At 63.8% G+C, this 21,879-nt stretch carries 20 protein-coding genes; 4 read left to right on the forward strand and 16 right to left on the reverse strand.

Translation table 11 applies throughout. The features are described from left to right. Positions 1–10: 10 nt before the first annotated feature. Positions 11–2,404 (reverse strand): TonB-dependent receptor family protein, encoded by a 2,394-nt coding sequence (locus ACVJGD_RS08385; RefSeq protein WP_456633912.1) that lies wholly within the window; start codon positions 2,402–2,404, stop codon positions 11–13. An 84-nt stretch (positions 2,405–2,488) separates the two neighbouring features. After that, positions 2,489–2,857 carry a DUF2946 domain-containing protein gene (locus ACVJGD_RS08390; protein ID WP_456633913.1) on the reverse strand — a complete coding sequence of 123 codons (369 nt, stop codon included), beginning with the start codon at positions 2,855–2,857 and terminating at the stop codon, positions 2,489–2,491. A gap of 448 nt (positions 2,858–3,305) precedes the next feature. On the opposite strand from ACVJGD_RS08390, the gene ACVJGD_RS08395 reads away from it, so the two are divergent. The 4 genes from ACVJGD_RS08395 to ACVJGD_RS08410 all read left to right on the forward strand — a co-directional run bounded on the left by ACVJGD_RS08395 (position 3,306) and on the right by ACVJGD_RS08410 (position 7,412). After that, entirely contained in the window at positions 3,306–3,713 is a 408-nt protein-coding gene (locus ACVJGD_RS08395) for a globin (protein WP_456640208.1), read from the forward strand. A gap of 118 nt (positions 3,714–3,831) precedes the next feature. Continuing rightward, a complete protein-coding gene (locus ACVJGD_RS08400) occupies positions 3,832–4,854 on the forward strand; it encodes a sugar ABC transporter substrate-binding protein (RefSeq protein ID WP_456633914.1) in 1,023 nt (340 codons plus the stop codon). Positions 4,855–4,863: 9 nt separating this feature from the next. Beyond that, entirely contained in the window at positions 4,864–6,366 is a 1,503-nt protein-coding gene (locus ACVJGD_RS08405; protein ID WP_456633915.1) for a sugar ABC transporter ATP-binding protein, read from the forward strand. Positions 6,367–6,377: 11 nt separating this feature from the next. Then, entirely contained in the window at positions 6,378–7,412 is a 1,035-nt protein-coding gene (locus tag ACVJGD_RS08410) for an ABC transporter permease (RefSeq protein WP_456633916.1), read from the forward strand. Between the two features lie 11 nt (positions 7,413–7,423). Here ACVJGD_RS08410 and ACVJGD_RS08415 read toward each other — a convergent pair whose 3' ends face one another. From ACVJGD_RS08415 to ACVJGD_RS08480, 14 genes are read right to left on the reverse strand one after another with little or no spacing between them, the layout of a single operon-like run. Further along, the gene (locus ACVJGD_RS08415) at positions 7,424–7,699 is read right to left on the reverse strand and encodes a DUF1467 family protein (protein WP_456633917.1); all 276 of its coding nucleotides are present in this window, start codon (positions 7,697–7,699) and stop codon (positions 7,424–7,426) included. 40 nt (positions 7,700–7,739) lie between these two features. After that, positions 7,740–8,144: a methylmalonyl-CoA epimerase gene (mce, locus tag ACVJGD_RS08420; RefSeq protein WP_456633918.1), complete on the reverse strand. Its 405-nt coding sequence runs from the start codon at positions 8,142–8,144 to the stop codon at positions 7,740–7,742. Between the two features lie 56 nt (positions 8,145–8,200). Then, positions 8,201–9,871, reverse strand: coding sequence for a ribonuclease J (locus tag ACVJGD_RS08425; protein WP_456633919.1), 1,671 nt, complete (start codon positions 9,869–9,871; stop codon positions 8,201–8,203). Continuing rightward, the gene (locus ACVJGD_RS08430) at positions 9,871–10,683 is read right to left on the reverse strand and encodes a biotin--[acetyl-CoA-carboxylase] ligase (RefSeq protein WP_456633920.1); all 813 of its coding nucleotides are present in this window, start codon (positions 10,681–10,683) and stop codon (positions 9,871–9,873) included. Before ACVJGD_RS08430 ends, ACVJGD_RS08425 begins: the two co-directional genes overlap by 1 nt. Further along, a complete protein-coding gene (gene nuoN / locus ACVJGD_RS08435; RefSeq protein ID WP_456633921.1) occupies positions 10,684–12,120 on the reverse strand; it encodes an NADH-quinone oxidoreductase subunit NuoN in 1,437 nt (478 codons plus the stop codon). A gap of 11 nt (positions 12,121–12,131) precedes the next feature. Next, on the reverse strand, positions 12,132–13,646 hold the full coding sequence (locus ACVJGD_RS08440; protein WP_456633922.1) for an NADH-quinone oxidoreductase subunit M: 1,515 nt from the start codon (positions 13,644–13,646) through the stop codon (positions 12,132–12,134). Further along, positions 13,646–15,715, reverse strand: a complete 2,070-nt coding sequence (gene nuoL, locus ACVJGD_RS08445) for an NADH-quinone oxidoreductase subunit L (protein WP_456633923.1) — start codon at positions 15,713–15,715, stop codon at positions 13,646–13,648. The genes ACVJGD_RS08440 and nuoL overlap by 1 nt, the downstream gene beginning before the upstream one ends. Positions 15,716–15,722: 7 nt before the next feature. Beyond that, the gene (gene nuoK / locus ACVJGD_RS08450) at positions 15,723–16,031 is read right to left on the reverse strand and encodes an NADH-quinone oxidoreductase subunit NuoK (protein ID WP_027537255.1); all 309 of its coding nucleotides are present in this window, start codon (positions 16,029–16,031) and stop codon (positions 15,723–15,725) included. Next, entirely contained in the window at positions 16,028–16,666 is a 639-nt protein-coding gene (locus ACVJGD_RS08455) for an NADH-quinone oxidoreductase subunit J (RefSeq protein ID WP_456633924.1), read from the reverse strand. Before ACVJGD_RS08455 ends, nuoK begins: the two co-directional genes overlap by 4 nt. Positions 16,667–16,675: 9 nt before the next feature. Further along, on the reverse strand, positions 16,676–17,164 hold the full coding sequence (gene nuoI, locus ACVJGD_RS08460) for an NADH-quinone oxidoreductase subunit NuoI (protein ID WP_454619325.1): 489 nt from the start codon (positions 17,162–17,164) through the stop codon (positions 16,676–16,678). 7 nt (positions 17,165–17,171) lie between these two features. After that, positions 17,172–18,242 carry an NADH-quinone oxidoreductase subunit NuoH gene (nuoH, locus tag ACVJGD_RS08465; RefSeq protein WP_456633925.1) on the reverse strand — a complete coding sequence of 357 codons (1,071 nt, stop codon included), beginning with the start codon at positions 18,240–18,242 and terminating at the stop codon, positions 17,172–17,174. A gap of 10 nt (positions 18,243–18,252) precedes the next feature. After that, positions 18,253–20,328: an NADH-quinone oxidoreductase subunit NuoG gene (nuoG, locus tag ACVJGD_RS08470; protein WP_456633926.1), complete on the reverse strand. Its 2,076-nt coding sequence runs from the start codon at positions 20,326–20,328 to the stop codon at positions 18,253–18,255. 5 nt (positions 20,329–20,333) lie between these two features. Continuing rightward, positions 20,334–21,659 carry an NADH-quinone oxidoreductase subunit NuoF gene (nuoF, locus tag ACVJGD_RS08475; protein ID WP_456633927.1) on the reverse strand — a complete coding sequence of 442 codons (1,326 nt, stop codon included), beginning with the start codon at positions 21,657–21,659 and terminating at the stop codon, positions 20,334–20,336. 19 nt (positions 21,660–21,678) lie between these two features. After that, entirely contained in the window at positions 21,679–21,843 is a 165-nt protein-coding gene (locus ACVJGD_RS08480) for a hypothetical protein (protein WP_376708272.1), read from the reverse strand. Positions 21,844–21,879: the final 36 nt, after the last annotated feature.

A 21,879-nucleotide genomic window follows, 5' to 3' on the forward strand; every position in this document is an offset into this window, starting at 1 on the left:
ACAACATACCTCATTTGAACGCCAGTTTCATGCCGGCCACAAACGTTCTGGGCGCTCCGGCATAGATCGAGCCGGTGGTATTGGCCAGCACGCTCGCGGGGTTTTGAATGCCCCCTGCCGTCACGGTGTCCGCGATGTTGTTGGCGGAAGCCACGTATGTCCGGTCAAAGACGTTTCGCACCTCGAAATAGACGTTGATCGCCTTGAAGTAGTCCGAGACCAGGTCGATGCCGTAGTGGACATTAAGATTGACCAGCTCATAGCCGGGCGCCTTCAGGAGGTTGGCGTTGTCCATGTAGAAGGAGTCCTTCCACTGTACTTCCACAAACGCGCCAAGACCGCGCAGCGGCCCGGACAACTGGTCGTAGGAAAGTCGTGCGGTCAATTCGTTCGGCGAGATGCCGGGGATCTTGTTGCCCGCGCGGTCGAAGCCGAACACCGCACCATTGGTGATGTTCTCGACGTATTCCGTGTAGACCTCATCGAGATAGGTGTAGGCCGCCGTCAGCCTCCAGCCCGAATAGAACCGCCAGTCGGCCGCCAGCTCTACGCCGCGATGTTCCGATCGCGGCGCATTGAACGTATAGCTCGCATTGGGCGATCCGACCGGCGTTGCCTGCGTCACCAGTTCGTCCTTGAAGAACTCGTAGAAGCCGGTGGCGCTCAGCCTGAGCGCGCTGTTCGGCGTCCAGTCGAATCCCAGATCGTAGCCGAGGTTCTTCTGCGCCTGCAGTTGCGTATTGTTGCCGTTCTGGCCGCTCGGGAGCACAAAAAGGTTGCTGACCTGCGGCGTCCCGTAGCCGGTGGCCACCCTGCCGCGGAATTGCCACTCGCTGTTCAGCCTGTAGAGAAGCGCAAGCTCTGGGGCAGTGTTCTGGAATTGCCGATCGGCGGTCGTCACCGTCGTCGTCGTGATCGGCGTCGGCCCAGTATAGGTGTACGCCGTGTTCCTGCCCTTGAGGTTGGTCGTTTCCCATCCAATGCCGGCAATCGCCGTGAGCCACGGAGTGAGCTTGAGTTCCTCGCGGGCGCGAACGCCGTAGTTGGATGTATCGCTATACAGATTGCTGGAAAGCGCTCCGAGCGTGGCATTGCCGCCCGGCATGACAAAGCGCGTATCGCTGGAGGCGACGAGCGTGTTGTACCAGCCGCCGAAATAGGTCGTCGAGTCCATGCCAAGGACCTCGCCGCGCCGCGTGATGTCGCTCATGTAGTTATAGGATGGGAAGTCACCGATCGCGCTGGTCGCGCCTGTCGGCTGGCTGATGTTGCGGTCGTCGAACACGAACTGGTTGCGCCAGGTGGTCTGGTTGTCGAAATCATGCTCCCAGCGGCCGCCGACAATGGTGCGACGATCGTTTCGGCCGAGCCCCGCCTGCAGCGCGGTCTCCCTGTCGGTTCCGGCCGCCGCATTGAAGCCGTTGTTGAACAGCGGCACCGTTGCGCAGCCCAGCGCGGCCGTGGCTCCGGTTATGCAACCGCGCTGGAACGGGTTCTGGTTGTATTGGTTCAGCGACAGCCGGATCGGCAGCCGCGCGCTTAGGTCGTTGTTGATCAGCTTGACCGTGAACCGGTCATCGGGCGTCGCCTGCAGCGTGCCGAGGAAATTCACCGTCTGGGTGTTGAACCAGCTATTGCTGATATAACCGTCGCCGCGCACATCGCTCGCAAACAACGAGCCCTCGAAATTGCCGACCTTCTTGCCGGCAGCGAGATAGTTGTTCAGGTAACCGAAGCTGCCGCCATCTACGCCGTATTCGACACCGTCGATGGTGCGGCCTGGCCGCGTCCGGAAATTCAGCGCACCGCCGGTCGCGTAGTTGCCGAACAGCGCCGAGGACGGTCCGCGGATCACGTCGATCGCGCCATAGGCGTGCGGGTCGATCAGGTCGCTGCGCGACAGCCCGTCCGGCTGGGTGACCGGAAAGCCATCCTCGAAGATGACGAGGTTGCGAATCCCGAACCCGTTGCGGGCGTTCGATCCACGAATCGAAATGCCGACGTCGCGCGGTCCATTGCCCTGCTTGATCGAGATGCCGGGGCTCTCGCGCAGCACGTCTCCGACCGAAAACGCCGGCCGATTGTCGAACTGGCTGCGGTCGACGGTGGTTTGGGTCTGCCCACTCGGCGCCTGGTTGAGCCCGTCGCGCGCGATCGAGGGCGTAACGTCGCGCTCCACCAAGACGGTCGGGATGGTGGTGGTCGTCGGCGGCGTCACCCGCGGCCGGGCGGCGAGCGTGCGTCCAGCCGGCTTCGGTTTCGCCGGCTTGGCGCGGGCTTCACGGGGTGCATCCACATTGACCGGCGGCAACGCAGTTTGGCCTCTTGCCGGGGATGGATCAGTGGCGAGCATGGCACCAAGCACCAGTGTGCCGGCACCGCTCGGGAAAGCGAGGCGTAACATTGAAATTCCTGACACCGGCTCTGCGGCCGGCTTGATTGAGGACGTCAACCGGCGCCGCGAAGGCGCGCCGGCAGCGAACGGCGGTCAGGAAATCGATGGAGGAGCGCGCGCCTGCGCGTGGGAGCGTGCCCGCACATCTGTCAGGCGAGACACGAAATCGAGCCACGCCACCTGTTCGGGCGACCGCTCGACAATACCGGCAGTCATCTCTGGCGGATCGACCGGCGCGCCGGTCTGCAGCACATTACAGACCGAGCAGCAGCCGTCTCGGACGTGCGGCCCGCCCTGGTCCGTTTCGTCGGAACCGGTGGTGTTGCCGTGGCAGATGATGGCGGCAGCCAGTGGATCGGAAGCGGCGATTCCAGCCGCCCAGCAGGCGGCAATCGGTGCAAAGACTTGCACCACCAGCGCAATCAGGAAAACGGGCAGAAAATTCTTCAGCCGCCGGCGCATCGCGAAACCCATCCGATTGCGGAACTAATCACTGCTCCTTGCCGGAGTCGAGGTCGCAAACGCTGCCTTTTTGTCCGGGCACAAGGAAATGATCGGTTCGGATTGGTGTATGTCTCGCACCCTACCCCTTTACCCCGAAGCGGGTCCCGACCTCAGCTTTACAACCGTCAGTGGCGGAATCCCAATCATTTCGCAGAATGCTCGAATTTTGAACAATCGTTGCTGAAATTGATGACAAAACAAAAAAGATGGTCTACCAATTCGGGCTCAGGCCAGCCACAGGGCTGACGTCTGGTGGTCCAAGTCTCGGGAGGAGCCCGGCGCGCACAAGCAGCGTCACCCCATCAATCAAGATCAAATCGAATTTTTGGGGAAAATAGGGTCGACACAATTTCTCGAGCAGGGCTTGGTGCCCTGCTCTTTTTTCTTTGGGCCATCACGATCGCTGATCATGTCATCGGCAAATCCGATCGAGCGCAGCTTCGAACGTGCAGCAGCGCGCTGCGATGATCTGACGCCGCTCGTCTATCGTCGCTTGTTCGAAGCGCATCCCGAAGCCGCGGCAATGTTCCGCACCGAAGGCAGCGAGCTCGTCAAAGGCTCGATGCTGGCGCTGACGATCGAAGCGATTCTCGATTTTGCCGGCGAGCGGCGCGGCAACTTCCGCATGATCGAATGTGAGCTGTCCTCGCACGAGGCTTACGGCACGCCGCGAGATTTGTTCGTCGAGTTCTTCGCCGCCATTGCGGGCACGCTCCACCAGATTCTTGGCGCGGAGTGGACAGTCGAAATCGATGCTGCGTGGCAAAAACTGCTGCGCGACATCGAAAGCATCGTGATGGCGGACGTCGATTAGCGCAACCGCGAGATCGGAACCGGTGGCACGAACGCTCCGATTGTGACAGTCTCTCCTTGATCCGCGGCGCGTGCAACAGACGCCGACGGCGCCAAAAATAGACATCAGGGAGCGTGCGATGCCAGGGAAGGACACATCCTCAAGGACCAGGCGCGATCTTCTTCAGACAGCGGCGGCCGGCGGCGCAGCAGCCGCGCTGCTCGGCGGGATTGGCGTGAGCCCTGCGCTCGCGGCGGAAGTTGGACGTTCCGAGAAACCGCTGAAGGCTGCGTTCTCCAACGCCGGCCTGCAGGCCACCTGGTGCGCGCAAGGCAAACAGGCGGCCGAATATTGGGGCAAGCTCTTCAACGTCGAGGTCACCTGGTTCGACGGCCAGCTCGATGCGGTGAAGCAGCGCGCCGCGATCGACAACATGGCATCGCAGAAGTGGGACTTCGTCGCCATCCAGGCGTTCGGCATCGGCACGCTGACTCAGCCGGTGCAGAAGATGATCGACGCCGGCATTCCCGTCATCGACATGGATACGCTGATCGCTCCGCTCGATCAGATCAACGTCCATTCCTTCCTCGCCCCCGACAACGAATTCATGGGCTCCTCCGTGACGCAGGCCCTCGTCAACGCCATCGGCGGCAAGGGCAAGATCATCATGACGCAAGGCGCTCTCGGCCACACCGGCGCTCAGGGCCGCGCCAAGGGCTTCAACTCTGTCGTGAAGCAGTATCCGAACATCGAGGTGCTCGACACCCAGCCGGCTGATTGGGATGTCTCCAAGACCGCGCGTCTGTGGGAGACCTATCTCACCAAATATCCGCAGATCGACGCCGCCTTCTTCCACAATGACGATATGGCGCTCGCCGCCTACAACATCATGAAGGCGCGCAACCGCACCAACATCCTGATCGGCGGGGTCGACGCCATGCCGCCGGCGATCCAGGCGGTGAGCGAAGGCCGCATGTTCGCAACCGTCCGTAATCCATCGTGCCGCATCCATGGCGGCGCGATCATCGCCGGCGTCGCCGCGGTGACCGCGGGCGAGAAGAGCGGACAGGGCATTCCGAAGAGCGTGGTGACCGACGGCCCAGTGGTCACGAAGGCCAACGCCGCGGGCATGCAGTGGATGGAGGATCATTTCCTGATCTGAGCCGCCCGCATGCCACAGGGACGCTCACCCATCCTCCAATTGAAGGAGATCACGAAGGCCTTTGGCGGTGTCGAAGCGCTTCGTGGGGTCGACTTCGCGCTCCACGCCGGCGAGATCCACGGCCTCGTCGGCGAGAACGGCGCGGGAAAAAGCACGCTGATGAAGATCATCGCCGGCGTGCATCCGGAATTCTCCGGCCGCTTCGCGCTCGACGGGCGCGAGACCCGCTTCCGCTCGGCGCGCGATGCGCACGCGGCCGGCGTCGCCATGGTGCATCAGGAACTCAGCGTCGCGCCCGATCTTTCCGTTGCCGAAAACGTCTTTCTCGGGGCACAGCCGACCAACCGTTTCGGCCTCGTTCAATGGCGCAGAATGGCGCGCGAGGCGGGCGAGCAGCTTGCGCGCTTTGGCATCGACGTCGATCCGATGACACGGCTCGGCGATCTGCCGATCGGCCTGCAGCAACTGATCGAAATCGCCCGCGTGCTGTTTTCCGGTGCCCGCATCATCATCCTCGATGAGCCGACTTCAGCGCTCTCCCCGCCCGAGGTCGAGCGGTTGTTCGCGACCTTGCGACGGCTGCGCGACGAGGGCACCGGCATCGTCTTCATCTCCCATTTCATCGAGGACATCCTGCGCATCTCCGACACCGTGACGGTGTTCCGCAACGGACGGAAAGTCCACGAAACGGACGCCGCCGCGACCAGCAAGGCCGCGCTGATCGAAGCGATGATCGGCAAGGGCCGCGAGGCGCTGGAAGAGACCTATGCGCACGACATCACGCTGCCGCCGCGCGGTGACCGCCCCGTGGTCTTGAAGGCCGACGCGCTGTCGCTCGCCCGCAGCGTCCAGGACGTCTCGTTCGAGGTGCGCGCCGGCGAAGTGCTCGGTATCTACGGCTTCATGGGATGCGGGCAGCTGGAATTGGCGCGCGTCCTGTTTGGCAAGATCAAGCCCGACAACGGCACGGTGGTCATCGACGGCAACCGCAAAGCCTTCGGCAGCACGGCCTCTGCCCGGCGCGCCGGCGTCGCCTTTGTGCCCGAGAGCCGCCGCGCCATGCTGTTCCACCAGGAGCCGGTCTACAAGAACATCTCGATCAGCGTGCTCGATCGGATATCTGCTCTTCTGCTCAAGCCGGCGCGCGAGCGTTCTATTGCTAGCCGACAGGTCGAGCAATTGCAGATCCGCCCGGCGGCCGTCGAGCTCGATCTCGGCATGCTCTCGGGCGGCAATCAACAGAAGGTCGCGCTCGCGAAGTGGCTGAGCTATCCGCCACGGGTGCTGGTGCTGTGCGAGCCGACCCGCGGCATGGATGTCGGCGCCAAGAACGATGTCATCAATATCGTCCGCGAGCTCAGCGCCAAAGGGCTCGCGATCATCGTGCTCTCGACCGAGCCGGAGACGGTGTTGTCGCTTGCCGATCGCATCATCGTCATGAAGCGCGGCGCGGTGGTGCGCGAATTTGCGGACGAGGTGGTCAGCAAGGACCGCCTGCTCGAGGCAGCCTGACGGAGAATAGCATGGCTACCAGCGATGGGGTGACTGCATCGGTGCATCGCGGCGGGCAGCGCAGCGCGACTGCGATCCTGCGCTCGCAGATGCGCAACATCGCGCCGTTCCTGACGCTGATCCTCCTGAGCGGATTCTTTGCGATCGCAAGCCCCTCCTTCGCAACCCTCGACAATCTCGGTAACATCCTGACGCAAGTCTCCGTCACCGGCATCATCGCCGTCGGCCTGACCTTCGTGATCCTGTGCGCGGAGATCGACTTGTCGATCGCCGCGATCGCCAACGTGACCGGCATTGCCGTTGCCTATTTCACGCTGCAGGAATCCTATGTGAACATCGCCAATGTCCCGCTGCCGGGTTGGGCGGCGATCCTCTTGTCATTGGCGCTCTGCGGACTGCTTGGCCTCGTCAACGCGCTGGGGCTGACCGTGATCGGCATCCCCTCCTTCATCATGACGCTCGCGATGATGCAGATCGCGGCCGGCATCTCCGCGCTCCTGGTGCGCGGCCAGATCGCCTACAAGGTGCCCGACCTGGTCGTGACGCTCGGTTCCGGCTCGATCGGCGGCATTCCATGGATCGTGATCGTCGCGGCGGTGATGCTGCTCGCCGGCCATCTGGTGCTCACCTACACCCGCTTCGGCCGCTACGTCTACATGGTCGGCGGCAATCGCGAAGCGGCGGAATATTCCGGCCTCAACGTCAAGCTGATCCTCGGCAGCGTGATGGTGATCTCAGCGATCTGCTCCGGCATCGCCGGCATGCTCGGCGTGGCGCATTTCGGCAGCGCGCAGCAGAATGAATTCGACACCTACCTGCTCGATTCGATCGCCGCCGTCGTGGTCGGCGGCACCAGCCTGTTCGGCGGCCGCGGCGGCATCGGCAACACCATTGTCGGACTGTTCGTGCTGGGCGTGCTCAACAACGGCCTCGACCACGTCAATATCGACAGTTTCCTGAAGATCCTGATCCGCGGCCTGATCCTGCTCGCCGCGCTCGTCATCAACGTTTACGCGCAGCGGCTGCGTGCACGGGCGGCGGAATAGCGAATCATGCTCTAGAAAGGCGTTCCCATCAGCTTCGACAATCTTTCGATGCTGAGATAGCCGGCGCTATAGGCCCACATCCCAATGGCGAAAATGACCGCCGAGATCAGCGTGGTCCAGATGAGCTTGCGGCCCATCCGCGCCATGATCGGCGCGCCGGGATCGGTGCCTTCAACGCCCCCGCCCTCCTCGTGCTGGCTGCGCACGCCGAACGGCAGCGTCAGGAACAGCACGATCCACCACAGGACAAAGTAGATCGCGAACGCGGTTGAGATGCTGTAGGCCATACCGTAGCGTTTTCAAGCGAAGTGAATTCGCGTCAAGGCGTTACGCCTGCTCGATCTCGACCAGGGCGCCGGAAAAATCCTTCGGGTGGAAGAACAGCACCGGCTTGCCGTGGGCGCCGATCTTGGGCTGGCCGTCGCCGAGCACGCGTGCGCCTTCCCCGATCAGCCGGTCGCGCGCGGCGATGATGTCGGGCACGTCATAGCAGACGTGATGGATGCCGCCGTCGGCATTGCGCTCGACGAATTTTGCGATAGGCGAAGCATCGCCGAGCGGCTCGATGAACTCGATCTTGGTGTTGGGCAAGGTCACGAACACGGTGATGACGCCGTGCTCCGGCAACGGCACTGCATCCGAGATCTCGGCGCCGAACGCCGTGCCGTAGATCTTGGCCGCCTTCTTTGCGTCCCTGACCGCTATCGCGACGTGGTTGAGCCGGCCGAGCATGTTGTCTCTCCCTCGTAGTTGGGTCTGTTCTTGTCGCCGCCTGTGCCGAACCGGCGTCAGACCGTCAGCACGTGAACCAGGCAGATCGGCTTCTTGCCCCAATGCTCGTTCACGGTTGCCCGCACCGCGCGACGGACCGATTCCGCGACCGCATCCGGGTCGCGCCGGCGCGCCCGCGGCAGGCTTTCCACCGTCGATACCACCACATCGAACACGATCTCGTCGAGCGCCTCGCCGGCGGTATTTTTCTCCGGCACGCCGACCAGGTCGACCTCCGGATCCTCCGCCAATTCCCCCTGCTGCGTCATGGCGATCGCAACGAAGGCGCAGCCGGCAAATCCCATCCGCCGCCGCTCGACCACGGCGCGAGACTTGGCGTCCTCCAGAATGATGCCGTCCTTGTAGAGGCGCCCCGAGGGCAGCTCAGCGATGATCCCAGGCTCGCCCGGGCCGAGTTTGACCAGGTCGCCGTTACGGCACTCGATGACTTTCGGCACGCCCGCGGCTCGCGCAAGCTTGGCGTGCTCGTGCAGATGCAGCGCCTCGCCGTGCACGGGGATGAGAACTTGCGGCCGCACCCAGGACAGCATGTCGCGCAGCTCGTCGCGGCGCGGGTGGCCGGAGACGTGGACCAAACAGTCGCGGTCGGTGATGATCTCGATACCCTGCTCGACCAGGTCGTTGATGATCGAGCCGACCGCTTTCTCATTGCCGGGAATGGTGCGGGAGGAGAAGATCACGCAATCGCCCTTGTTGAGCGTGATCTCCGGATGATCGTCCTTGGCGATCCGCGCCAGCGCCGCGCGCGGCTCACCCTGGCTGCCGGTGCAGATCGCCAGCACCTTGTCGGGCGGGAAATGGCCGTAGAGATCGGGCCCGCGGAAATTCTGGACGCCGTCGAGATAGCCGGTCTCGCGCGCGACCTGGACCACGCGGTCCATGGCGCGGCCGACCACCACCACTTCGCGGTCCGCGACCCGCGCCGCATCGGCAACCGCCTTGATGCGCGCGACGTTGGAGGCAAAGGTGGTCACCGCGACGCGGCCCTTGGCGCCCTTCACCAGCTCAGCAATGGTCTTCGACACCTCGGCTTCCGAGGGCGAGCGCCCGTCGCGCACGGCGTTGGTGGAATCGCCGATCAGCGCGAGCACGCCGGCGTCGCCAAGCTCGCGCAAGCGTTTCTCATCGGTCGGCGAGCCGACAGTCGGCGTCGGATCGAGCTTCCAGTCACCGGTGTGCAAGACCGTGCCGACCTCGGTGTGGATCGCGAGCGCATGCGACTCAGGGATTGAATGCGCGACCGGGATGAATTCGACATTGAACGGGCCGATATCGACGCGCCCGCCGGAGGGCACTACGGTGATCGGGATTTTCGGCGGATTGCGCTCAGCGGCGCATTTGGCCTCGAACAGCGCCGCGCTGAACTGGGTCGCGTAGATCTTGCACTGCAGCTTCGGCCAGAGATCGATGATGGCGCCGAAGTGGTCCTCATGGGCGTGCGTCAGCACGAGGCCCATCAGGTTCTGCCGCTCCTTCTCCAGGAATGAGATGTCAGGCATGATCAGGTCGATGCCGGGCAGATGCTCCTCGTCACCGAAGGAGACGCCGAGATCGACCGCGAGCCAGGACCGCTGATGGCGGTTGCCGAGCCCATAGATCGACAGGTTCATGCCGATCTCGCCGACGCCGCCGAGCGGCGCAAAGGTCAGTTCATCCGGCCGCGCCATCAGGCCGATCCCACTGAGGCCGCCGTGCCGAAATAGATCTCGCCTGCGGTTATGGGGACGTGCTTGCCGTCGGGCAGCCGGATAATCATGCAACCTGTCTCATCGATCGTATCGAAGGTACCTTCGAGAATAGCGTTCCCCGTCCGGATCGCCACCTTCTCCCCGAGACGGGCGGCACGCTCGAGCCAAAGCCTCCGGATGTCCGAAAAGCCACGGCCGTTGTCCCAGATGCCGCGGAATTCCACCCAGGCCTCCGAAAGCGCGGTAAACAGCTCCTCGGCACTGATATGGACGCCAAGGGCGGCCAGCGAGGTCGCGGGCGTCGGCGTGCCCTCCGGTGCCCCCACGACATTAGTGCCGATGCCGACCACGACTGCAAGGCCGCTATCGGCAATGCTCTCGGCCTCCAGCAGGATGCCGGCGAGCTTCTTGTCCCCGGCCAGGACATCGTTCGGCCATTTCAGCGAGAACTTCAGCGCGTTCGCCCCACCCAGGCGCTGCGCCGCCTCGACGCTGATTTTTTGCAGCGCGGCCTCCAGCGACAGCCCGGCAGCAAAGCCGAGCGTCGCCGCGACCGCGGGGGCGACGTCCATTACCTCGAGGATGCTACTGGCGAGATTGCCACGCGGCGCGATCCATGCCCGCTGCCGTCGGCCGCGCCCTGCCGTCTGCTCCGGCGTGACGAACCAGATCGGCCCCCGCTCGCCCGCGCGGGCGCGGGTTAGCGCTTCCGCATTGGTCGAACCGATCTGGTCAAAGGCGGCGAGCCGGTAGCCTGCGGAAGTAGCGCGCTGACCAAGCGTGAAAGGCATCTAAAAGAGCGACTTCGCCGCGGCGGTCGCGACGCTGACCAGCGGTCCCGGATAGGCGAAGAAGAAGATGTTGAAGAGGCCCGCGACCGCCAGTACCCCGCGCAATTCGATCCGGACCGGGTCGAGCTTGCCGGCCGGCTCGTCGAAATACATCGTCTTGATGATGGCGAGATAGTAGTAGGCGCCCACCACGCTGGTGAGCACGCCGATGACGGCGAGCGTGAACAGGTTGGCCTTGATCGCCGCGACGAAGACGTACCACTTGGCGAAGAAGCCCGCCAGCGGCGGAATTCCGGCAAGCGAGAACAGGAGCATCGCGAAGAAGAAGGCGAGCAGCGGATTGGTGCGCGAGAGCCCGGCAAAATCGCTGATCTGCTCGACCGCCTGCCCGTTGCGCTTCATCGCCAGGATGATCGCGAACGAGCCGAGCGTCATCGCGACATAGATCGCGATATACATCAGCACGCCCTGCGCGCCTTCCACCGTACCGGCGGCGAGCCCGACCAGCGCAAAGCCCATGTGGCCGATCGAGGAGTAGGCCATCAGGCGCTTGATATTCTTCTGTCCGATCGCGGCAAACGAGCCGAGCGCCATCGAGGCGATGGAGACGAACACCAGGATCTGCTGCCACTGCGGCACGATGCCGGGGAATGCGGTCAGCGTCGCACGCGTGAAAACGGCCATCGCCGCCACCTTTGGAGCGGAAGCAAAGAACGCCGTGACCGGCGTCGGCGCGCCCTCATAGACGTCGGGCGTCCACATGTGGAACGGCACCGCCGAGACCTTGAAGCAGAGACCGGCGAGCAGGAACACCAGCCCGAACACGATGCCGGGGGTGCCGGTCGTGGCCGCCGCTGCGATGCCGGCGAAGCTGACGGTGCCCGTGAAGCCGTAGATCAGCGAGGCGCCATAGAGCAGCATGCCCGAGGACAGCGCGCCCAGCACGAAATACTTCAGGCCGGCTTCGGTCGACTTGGCGTTGTCGCGGTGGCTGGCAGCGACCACGTAGAGCGCAAGGCTCATCAGCTCGAGCCCGAGATAGAGCGAGATCAGGTCGCCCGCCGAGATCAGCACCATCATGCCGAGGGTGGAGAGCAGCACCAGGATCGAATATTCGAAGATGCGGCGCGACGGATCGGACAGGAATTCCGTCGACAGGATCAGGGTTGCCGCCGAGCCGATCAGCGCAAGTATTTTCAGGAAGCGGGCGAAGTCGTCAACGATGAAGCTGCCGCCGAAGGTGACGAGCTTGCCGGACGGCAGCATCAGTACGAGCACGCCGGTGAGGATCAGCAGCAACGTCGCAAGCGTGGTCACGAGCCGGGTCGTCCCCTGCCCGCGATAGGCCCCGATCATCAACAGCACCATCGAGCCGACCGCGAGCACGAGCTCGGGCAGCACCGGCTGCAACTGATAACCTGCACTCGAAAAGCTCATGGACTAAGGCCTTATTGAACCGCCAAAGCGGCTGCCTTCACGGCAGTCACGGCGGTGTTGTAATTGTTGACGAGCTGCTGCACCGATGCCTCGGACATATCAAGCACCGGCTTCGGATAGACGCCGAACAGGATGGTCAGCGCCACCAGCGGGAACAGGATCAGGCATTCGCGCGCCGTGAGATCCTTGATGCTCACCAGGGATGGCTTGACCAGTGCGCCGAACACCACCTTGCGATAGAGCCACAGCGCATAGGCCGCCGACAGGATCACGCCGGTGGTCGCGAACACGGTGGTCGGCAGCGACACCTTGAACGTGCCGAGCAGCGTCATGAATTCGCCGATGAAACCGCTGGTCCCGGGCAGGCCGACATTGGCCATGGTAAAGACCATGAACACCAGCGCATAGAGCGGCATCCGGTTCACCAGGCCGCCATAGGCGGCGATCTCGCGGGTATGCATGCGATCGTAGACAATGCCGACGCAGAGGAACAACGCGCCGGAGACGATGCCGTGCGAGATCATCTGGAACACGCCGCCGGCGACGCCCTGCATGGTACCAGCGAAGATGCCCATGGTGACGAAGCCCATATGCGCCACGGACGAATAGGCGATCAGCTTCTTGATGTCCTCCTGCATCAAGGCCACCAGCGAAGTGTAGATGATGGCGATGACGGACAGCGTGAAGATCAGCGGCGCGAAGTCGTGCGACGCCAGCGGGAACATCGGCAGCGAGAAGCGCAGGAAGCCGTAGCCGCCCATCTTCAGGAGGATCGCCGCCAGGATCACCGAACCTGCGGTCGGCGCCTCGACGTGGGCGTCGGGCAGCCAGGTGTGCACCGGCCACATCGGCATCTTCACCGCGAAGGAGGCGAAGAACGCAAGCCAGGCCCACTTCTGCAGATTGTGCGGCACGGCGGTGTGCAGCAGGGTTGGAATGTCGGTCGTGCCCGCGTTCCAGTACAGCGCCATGATGGCGAGCAGCATCAGCACCGAGCCGAGCAGCGTGTAGAGGAAGAACTTGAAGGAGGCATAGACGCGGCGCGGGCCGCCCCAGACGCCGATGATCAGGAACATCGGGATCAGGCCGCCTTCGAAGAACAGGTAGAACAGCACGAGGTCGAGCGCCGAGAAGGTGCCGACCATCAGCGTTTCCAGGATCAGGAACGCCATCATGTATTCGCTGACGCGCTGCGTGACCGATTTCCAGCTCGCGATGATGCAGAACGGCATCACCGCCGTGGTCAGGATCACCAGCGGCAGCGAGATGCCGTCGACTCCCATGTGATAGTTGATCCCGGTGGCGAGCCACGAGGCCTTCTCGACGAACTGGAAGTCGGCGTTCGCCGGATCGAACCGCGCCACCAGGATCAGCGACACCAGGAAGGTGATCAGCGTGGTCCAGAGCGAAATCCAGCAGGCGTTGCGGTTTGCCGCTTCGTCCCCGCCCCGTGCGAGCAGATAGACCAGGAGCGCGCCGAGCGCCGGCAGGAAGGTAACAACGGAAAGGATGGGCCAGGTCGTCATCACTGGGCTCCCAGGCCGAACATGAACCAGGTGATCAGGCCGGCGACGCCGATCAGCATGGCAAAGGCGTAATGGTAGAGATAGCCGGTCTGGATCTTCACGGCGTTGCGGGCGACGTCGAGCACACGCGCCGACACACCGTCCGGTCCGAGGCCGTCGATGATGGAGCCGTCACCCTTCTTCCAGAAGGTGTAGCCGATCCACTTCGCGGGCCGCACGAAGATGAGGTCGTACAGCTCGTCGAAATACCACTTGTTGAGTAGGAACTGGTAGAGCATCGGTTGCTGCTTGGCGAGTTCGACCGGCAGATAGGGCCGGCTGATGTAGAAGAGGTACGAGATCAGGAAGCCCAAGACCATCATGACCGTCGGCAGGAAGGCGATGCTCTCGGGGATGTGGTGCATTTCCTCGATGATGTGCGGGTTCATCTTCACGGATTCGCGGAAGAACTCCTCGATGCCGTGTCCCGCGAACAATTCCTTGAACGGGAAGCCCGCCAGGATCGAGCCGGCCGCGAGGATACCGATCGGGATCAGCATCCAGATCGGGCTCTCGTGCGCGGCCTCGTAGTGCTCCTCGTTATGCGGCGCGCCGTGGAAGGTCTTGAAGATCAGGCGCCAGGAATAGAACGAGGTCAGGAGGGCAGCGATCACCGTCAGCAGGAAGCCGTAGAACGCGAATGGGTTGTGCGAGGCGTAGGCGGACTCGATGATCGCGTCCTTGGAAAAGTAGCCGGCAGTCAGCGGGAAGCCGGTCAGCGCGAGCGTGCCGACCACCATCACCGCGTAGGTGTAGGGGATCTTCCGCCACAGCCCGCCCATGTTGCGGATGTCCTGCTCGTGATGCATCGCGTAGATCACCGAGCCGGAGCCCAGGAACAGCAATGCCTTGAAGAAGGCATGGGTGAACAGGTGGAACATGCCGACCGAATAAGCCCCCGCTCCCATCGCCACGAACATGTAACCGAGCTGGGAACAGGTCGAATAGGCGACGATGCGCTTGATGTCGTTCTGCACCAGGCCGATGGTCGCGGCGAAGAACGCCGTGGTCGCGCCGATGAACATCACCACGGCCTGCGCGTCCGGCGCCAGTTCGAACAGCGGTGACAACCGCGCCACCATGAAGACGCCGGCGGTCACCATGGTCGCGGCATGGATCAAGGCCGAGACCGGGGTCGGGCCTTCCATCGCGTCCGGCAACCACGTGTGCAGCAGGAATTGCGCCGATTTGCCCATCGCGCCCATGAACAAGAGAAGGCAGGTCAGCGTCAGCGCATCGGCATGCCAGCCGAAGAAGTTGATGGTCTTGCCGGTCAGGCCGGCGGCCCCGCCGAAGATGGTGTCGAAATCGGTCGAGCCGATCAGCGCGAAAATCGCAAAAATGCCGAGCGCGAAGCCGAAATCGCCGACGCGGTTGACGACGAAGGCCTTGATCGCGGCGGCATTGGCCGACGGTTTCTGATACCAGAAGCCGATCAACAGATAGCTCGCCAGACCGACCCCTTCCCAGCCGAAGAAGAGCTGCACCAGGTTGTCGGAGGTCACCAGCATCAGCATCGCGAAGGTGAACAGCGACAGATAGGCGAAGAAGCGCGGCCGGTAGGGATCCTCGTCCATGTAGCCGATGGAATAGAGGTGCACGAGCGAGGACACGGTGTTGACGACGACCAGCATCACCGCGGTCAGCGTGTCGATGCGGAGCGCCCAGGAGACCTGCAGGTCGCCGGAGGTGATCCAGGGGAACAGGGTGACGCGCGCGTCGTGGTGCAGGAAGCCGACGTCGACCAGCGCGAACCAGGACAGCGCCGCCGAGACGAACAACAGCCCGGTCGTGATCAGTTCCGCCGCGCGCGAGCCCGCCGCCGGCGGCTCGGAGACGTGGTGGTCGTCGTGGCCGTGATCGTCGTGAGCATGTTCATCGTGGGCCGCGGAGGCATGGGCGTCGCCATGCGCATCATCGTGATGCTCGACGGTGTCGCCGCTCGGATTGCGTCCATGCGCGCCGACGACCGCAATCAGGCCGGCAAGAATGGCGCCGAGCAGCGGCAGAAAGACGATTGCCTGGTACATCGGCGCGTTAGCCCTTCATCAGATTGACGTCTTCAACCGCGATCGAGCCGCGGTTGCGGAAATAGACCACCAGAACGGCAAGCCCGATCGCCGCCTCCGCGGCCGCGACGGTGAGCACCAGCAGCGCGAACACCTGGCCGACGATGTCGCCGAGGAAGGTCGAGAACGCCACCAGGTTGATGTTGACCGAGAGCAGGATCAGTTCGATCGACATCAGGATGACGATGATGTTCTTGCGGTTCAGGAAGATACCGAGGATCCCGAGCGTGAACAGGATCGCGCCGACCGCGAGATAGTGTCCGAGCCCGATCGTCATTGCACCCACTCCGCCGCGTCAGCTTCCTGCAGCCCCTGCCCTGACGGCACCTTGCGCAGCGCCATCGCCATTTCCGGCGTGCGCGCGTTCTGTACGGTGATGTCCTGCCGCTTGATGTATGCCTTGTGGCGCAGCGTCAGCACGATCGCGCCGATCATCGCGACCAGCAGCACGAGGCCCGCGATCTGGAAGTAATAGATGTACTTCGTATAGAGCACGAGCCCGAGCGCCTCGGTGTTGGAGACATTGGTCGGGATCGCCGCGGTAATAGTCTTGGTAACGGCGGGATTGATCACCCAGGCGCCGACTATCAACAGAAGCTCGAACATGAAGATGCCGCCGATCACGAGGCCGACCGGCAGGTACTCGATGAAGCCCTCGCGAAGCTCGCTGAAATCGACGTCGAGCATCATGATCACGAACAGGAACAGCACCGCGACCGCGCCGACATAGACCACGATCAGGATCATCGCCAGGAACTCCGCGCCCATCAGCACGAACAGGCCGGAGGCGTTGACGAAGGCCAGGATCAGATACAGCACGGAATGAACAGGGTTGCGCGAGACAACCACCATCACCGCCGACGCCACGCAGACAGCGGCGAACAGGTAGAAGAACAATGCGGGAAGGATCATGCCCTCACCTCAGCGGTACGGCGCGTCGAGCGCGATCGCCTTCGCGATCTCGCGCTCCCAGCGGTCGCCATTGGCGAGCAGCTTGGCCTTGTCATAGTAGAGTTCCTCGCGCGTCTCGGTCGCGAACTCGAAGTTCGGTCCCTCGACGATCGCATCGACCGGGCAGGCCTCCTGGCACAGGCCGCAATAGATGCACTTCACCATGTCGATGTCGTAGCGCACGGTGCGGCGGGTGCCGTCGTTGCGGCGCGGGCCGGCCTCGATCGTGATCGCCTGCGCCGGGCAGATCGCCTCGCACAGCTTGCAGGCGATACAGCGCTCCTCGCCGTTGGGGTAGCGGCGCAGCGCATGCTCGCCGCGGAAGCGCGGCGAGATCGGATTCTTCTCGAAGGGATAGTTGATGGTCGGCTTCGGCTGGAAGAAATAGCGCATGGCGAGGAAGAACGCCGAGACGAATTCCGAGAGCAGAAGCGAGCGGGCTGTTGCGTTGATATTCATGACGGTCTCACTTCGGCGCGATGCCGGCGAACTGCAGCACAGCGGCAACGACCACCACCATCACCAGCGACAGCGGCAGGAACACCTTCCAGCCAAGCCGCATCAGTTGATCGTAGCGGTAGCGCGGCACGATCGCCTTCGCCATCGCGAACAGGAAGAACATGAAGAAGAGTTTCAGCGCGAACCAGATCACGCCGGGGATCCAGGTGAACGGCGGCAGCGCCACCGGCGGCAGCCAGCCGCCGAGGAACAGGATCGTCGCCATCGCGCACATCGTGGTGATCGCGACATACTCGCCAAGCATGAACAGGAGATACGGCGTCGAGCCGTATTCGACCATGAAACCCGCGACCAGCTCGGATTCCGCTTCCACGAGGTCGAACGGCGGGCGGTTGGTTTCCGCCAGCGCCGAGACGTAGAACACCACGAACATCGGCAGCAGCGGCCACACATACCAGTTCAGGATGGTGAGCTGCGGCAGGCCGATCAGGTGGGCCAGTCCGCGGGTGTTCTGCGCTTCGACTACCGCGGACAGATTGAGCGAGCCTGCGCAGAGCAGCACGGTGATGATCACGAAGCCGATCGAGACTTCGTAGGACACCATCTGCGCCGCGGAGCGGAGCGCGGCAAGGAACGGGTATTTCGAGTTCGACGACCAGCCGGCCATGATGATGCCGTAGATCGACAGCGAGGAGATCGCGAAGATGTAGAGGATGCCGACATTGATATCGGAGATCACCCAGCCGAAATCCATCGGGATCACCGCCCAGGCGGCAAGCGCGAGCACGCAGGACACCAGCGGCGCCAGCAGGAACACGCCCTTGTTGGCGCTCGCCGGGATCGTCGGCTCCTTCAGCACGAACTTCAGGAGGTCGGCAAAGGACTGCAGCAATCCGAAAGGCCCGACCACGTTGGGACCGCGGCGGATCTGCACCGCCGCCCAGATCTTGCGGTCAGCGAGCAGGATGTAGGCGATCGCGATCAGAAGCACGACGAGCAGGAGCACGCTCTGCGCCACCATCACGATCAGCGGCCAGAGAAAACCGGTCCAGAACGAGCTTGCGAAGAAATCAGCCATCAGGTCACGCTCACTCCGCTGCCGTCAGCATCCGCCCGGACGCCAGGCGCGAACATTCCGCCATCACGGCGGACGCCCGGGCGATCGGGTTTGTCAGGTAGAAGTCCTCGACCGGGCTCTTGAACACCGCCTTGTCGGCGCTTCCGCCCCTCGACGCAAGCGCCTTGATATCGTCGGCCTTGCCGGGCTCGATCTGGTCGATCCGCATCAGATGCGGCACCGCCTTGAACAGCGCCTGGCGCAAGGCAGCCAGCGAATCGTAGGGCAGCTTCTTGCCCAGCACGTCCGAGAGCGCGCGGATGATCGCCCAGTCCTCGCGCGCTTCCCCAGGCGGGAAAGCGGCGCGGGCGGCCATTTGCGCCCTGCCCTCGGTATTGACGTAGATGCCGGACTTCTCGGTGTAGGCCGCGCCCGGCAGGATCACGTCGGCGCGGTGCGCGCCGCGGTCGCCATGGGTGCCGATATAGACGACGAACGTGCCGTCCGGCACCTTGATCTCGTCGGCGCCGAGCAGGAACAGCACGTCGAGCGTGCCAGGGGCCGTCATCTGCGCCGCATTCAGGCCGCCGGCGCCGGCCGAAAAGCCGATATCGAGCGCGCCGGCGCGGGAGGCGGTATCATGCAGCACGCCGAACCCGTTCCAGCCGTCCTTCAGCGCGCCGAAGTCAACCGCGAGCTTCGCCGCCTGTGCCAGCACCGCGGCGCCGTCAGGACGCGCGAACGCGCCGGCGCCCACCAGCACGATCGGCTTCTTGGCATTCTTCAGCACGTCGGCGAAGGAATGCTTGCCGGCTGCGAGCGCCACGAGCGTCTCCGGTCCGGCGCCAAGATAGTCATAGTGGTAGGTCAGGTCCGCCTGCGGGCCGATCACGCCGACCTTGAGCTGGCCGGTGCGCCAGCGCTTGCGGATGCGGGCGTTGATGATCGCGGCTTCCTTGCGCGGGTTCGCGCCGATGATCAGAAGCGCATCCGCCTGCTCGATGCCTGCTATCGTCGGATTGAAGATATAGCCGCCGCGGCCGGCCTTCGGATCGAAGGCATCGCCGCCCTGCACGGCGAGGTTGGACGAGCCGTATTTCGCCAGCAGCTCCTTCAGCGCGAACATCTCCTCGACCGCGGCAACGTCGCCGGCGATCGCGCCGATCCGCTTGCCGTCGATGCGGCCGGCCTTGGCGGCGATCGCCGCAAAGGCTTCCTGCCACGAGGCCGGGCGGAGCTGGCCGTTCTCGCGGATATAGGGCCGGTCGAGCCGCTGCACCCGCAGGCCATCGACGATGTGACGGGTCTTGTCGGAGATCCACTCCTCGTTCACGGCCTCGTTGATGCGCGGCAGGATCCGCATCACCTCGCGGCCGCGGGTGTCGACCCGGATCGCGGAGCCGACGCCGTCCATGACGTCGATCGACTGCGTCTTGTTGAGTTCCCAGGGCCGCGCCACGAAGGCATAGGGCTTCGAGGTCAGTGCGCCCACCGGGCAGATGTCGACCAGATTGCCCTGCAGTTCCGAACTCAGCGCCTGCTCCAGATAGGTCGTGATCTCCATGTCCTCGCCGCGGCCGGTGGCACCCATTTCCGGCGTGCCGCAGACCTCCGTGGAGAAACGGACGCAGCGCGTGCACTGGATACAGCGGTTCATCGAGGTCTTGACCAGCGCGCCCAGATATTTGTCCTCGACCGCGCGCTTGTTCTCGGCAAAGCGGCTGGTGTCGACGCCGTAGCCCATCGCCTGGTCCTGCAGGTCGCATTCGCCGCCCTGGTCGCAGATCGGGCAATCCAGGGGATGGTTGATCAGCAGGAACTCCATCACGCCTTCGCGCGCCTTCTTCACCATCGGCGAGCGGGTGGAGATTTCCGGCGGCTCGCCCTTGGGACCCGGACGGCAGTCGCGCACGCCCCAGGCGCAGCTTGCGACCGGCTTCGGGCCGCCCTTCACCTCGACGAGGCACATCCGGCAATTGCCGGCGATCGACAGCCGCTCGTGGTAGCAGAAGCGCGGGATTTCGGCGCCGGCGGCCTCGCACGCCTGCAGCAGCGTGTATTCCGGCGGCACATCGATCTCTTTGCCGTCGATGATCAGTTTGGTCATTGCCTCTACTCCGCCGCCACCATGTGCACGGGGTCGCGTACCCCGACATCGTCGATGTCAGCCTTGTGCGAATATTGGTCGATGCGCGCTTCGATCTCATGACGGAAGTGCGCGATCAGGCCCTGGATCGGCCAGGCCGCGGCGTCGCCCAGCGCGCAAATGGTGTGACCCTCGACCTGCTTGGTGACCTCCAGCAGCATGTCGATCTCGCGCTTGTGCGCGCGGCCCTCGGCCATGCGGGTCAACACCCGCCACATCCAGCCCGTTCCCTCGCGGCACGGCGTGCACTGGCCGCAGCTCTCGTGCTTGTAGAAATAGGAGATGCGCGCGATCGCCCGGATCAGGTCGGTCGACTTGTCCATCACGATCACGGCCGCGGTGCCGAGGCCCGAGCGCAATTTGCTCAAGGAGTCGAAATCCATCGGCGTGTCGATGATCTGCTCGGCCGGCACCATGCGCACCGAGGAACCGCCGGGAATCACCGCCTTCAGATTGTCCCAGCCGCCGCGGATGCCGCCGCAATGCTTGTCGATCAGCTCGCGGAACGGGATCCCCATCGCCTCTTCGACGTTGCAGGGCCGCTCGACATGGCCGGAGATGCAGAACAGTTTGGTGCCGACATTGTTGGGCCGGCCGATCGCGGCAAACCAGGCCGCGCCACGCCGCAGGATATCCGGTGCGACCGCGATCGACTCCACATTGTTGACGGTGGTCGGGCAGCCGAACAGGCCGACATTGGCCGGGAACGGCGGCTTCAGCCGCGGCTGGCCCTTCTTGCCCTCGAGGCTTTCCAAGAGAGCGGTCTCTTCGCCGCAGATATAGGCGCCGGCGCCATGGGCAACGTAGAGGTCGAACGGCCAGCCATTGACGTTGTCCTTGCCGATCAGCCTGGCCTCATAGGCCTGATCGATCGCTGCCTGCAGGTGCTCGCGCTCGCGGATGAATTCGCCGCGGACATAGATGTAGCAGGCATGCGCGCCCATCGCGAAGCTCGCGAGCAGGCAGCCCTCGATCAAGAGATGCGGATCGTGCCGCATGATCTCGCGGTCCTTGCAGGTGCCCGGCTCGGACTCGTCGGCGTTGACCACGAGATAGCTCGGCCGGCCGTCGGTCGATTCCTTTGGCATGAACGACCATTTCAGGCCGGTCGGAAATCCCGCCCCGCCGCGGCCGCGCAGGCCGGAGGCCTTCATCTCGCTGATGATCCAGTCGCGGCCCTTGTCGATGATCGCCTTGGTGCCATCCCAGGCGCCGCGACGGCGCGCGCCCTCGAGGCCCCAATCGTGGAGGCCGTAGAGGTTCTTGAAGATGCGGTCCTTGTCGTCGAGCATGCCTAGAACTTTCCAAACATCAACGATTGGCCTGGGCGTAAGCGAGCCCGGCGGCGCATCCGCCGAAGGTCAGCGCCCACAACAGGCTGGATTCAAGCGAGGCGTTCAGCCCGTAGCGCTGCAGCAGGAAAATGAACACGGCGGCGACCGCCGCGTGGAGAGCGATGTAACGCCAGTTCTTCATCGCGACCTCCCTTCCCGCTCTCTGCCATGCGAGACC

The organism is Bradyrhizobium sp. USDA 10063 (genome assembly GCF_054063735.1).

Coding starts and splice junctions, on each gene's coding strand:
- ACVJGD_RS08385 (WP_456633912.1), bottom strand. CDS start 2,404: ATGTTACGCCTCGCTTTCCCGAGCGGTGCCGGCACACTGGTGCTTGGT.
- nuoH (WP_456633925.1), bottom strand. CDS start 18,242: ATGGCTGATTTCTTCGCAAGCTCGTTCTGGACCGGTTTTCTCTGGCCG.
- ACVJGD_RS08430 (WP_456633920.1), bottom strand. CDS start 10,683: ATGCCTTTCACGCTTGGTCAGCGCGCTACTTCCGCAGGCTACCGGCTC.
- ACVJGD_RS08390 (WP_456633913.1), bottom strand. CDS start 2,857: ATGCGCCGGCGGCTGAAGAATTTTCTGCCCGTTTTCCTGATTGCGCTG.
- nuoL (WP_456633923.1), bottom strand. CDS start 15,715: ATGTACCAGGCAATCGTCTTTCTGCCGCTGCTCGGCGCCATTCTTGCC.
- ACVJGD_RS08410 (WP_456633916.1), top strand. CDS start 6,378: ATGGCTACCAGCGATGGGGTGACTGCATCGGTGCATCGCGGCGGGCAG.
- ACVJGD_RS08415 (WP_456633917.1), bottom strand. CDS start 7,699: ATGGCCTACAGCATCTCAACCGCGTTCGCGATCTACTTTGTCCTGTGG.
- nuoG (WP_456633926.1), bottom strand. CDS start 20,328: ATGACCAAACTGATCATCGACGGCAAAGAGATCGATGTGCCGCCGGAA.
- ACVJGD_RS08480 (WP_376708272.1), bottom strand. CDS start 21,843: ATGAAGAACTGGCGTTACATCGCTCTCCACGCGGCGGTCGCCGCCGTG.
- ACVJGD_RS08425 (WP_456633919.1), bottom strand. CDS start 9,871: ATGGCGCGGCCGGATGAACTGACCTTTGCGCCGCTCGGCGGCGTCGGC.
- nuoF (WP_456633927.1), bottom strand. CDS start 21,659: ATGCTCGACGACAAGGACCGCATCTTCAAGAACCTCTACGGCCTCCAC.
- ACVJGD_RS08455 (WP_456633924.1), bottom strand. CDS start 16,666: ATGATCCTTCCCGCATTGTTCTTCTACCTGTTCGCCGCTGTCTGCGTG.
- nuoI (WP_454619325.1), bottom strand. CDS start 17,164: ATGAATATCAACGCAACAGCCCGCTCGCTTCTGCTCTCGGAATTCGTC.
- ACVJGD_RS08405 (WP_456633915.1), top strand. CDS start 4,864: ATGCCACAGGGACGCTCACCCATCCTCCAATTGAAGGAGATCACGAAG.
- ACVJGD_RS08400 (WP_456633914.1), top strand. CDS start 3,832: ATGCCAGGGAAGGACACATCCTCAAGGACCAGGCGCGATCTTCTTCAG.
- mce (WP_456633918.1), bottom strand. CDS start 8,144: ATGCTCGGCCGGCTCAACCACGTCGCGATAGCGGTCAGGGACGCAAAG.
- nuoK (WP_027537255.1), bottom strand. CDS start 16,031: ATGACGATCGGGCTCGGACACTATCTCGCGGTCGGCGCGATCCTGTTC.
- nuoN (WP_456633921.1), bottom strand. CDS start 12,120: ATGAGCTTTTCGAGTGCAGGTTATCAGTTGCAGCCGGTGCTGCCCGAG.
- ACVJGD_RS08440 (WP_456633922.1), bottom strand. CDS start 13,646: ATGACGACCTGGCCCATCCTTTCCGTTGTTACCTTCCTGCCGGCGCTC.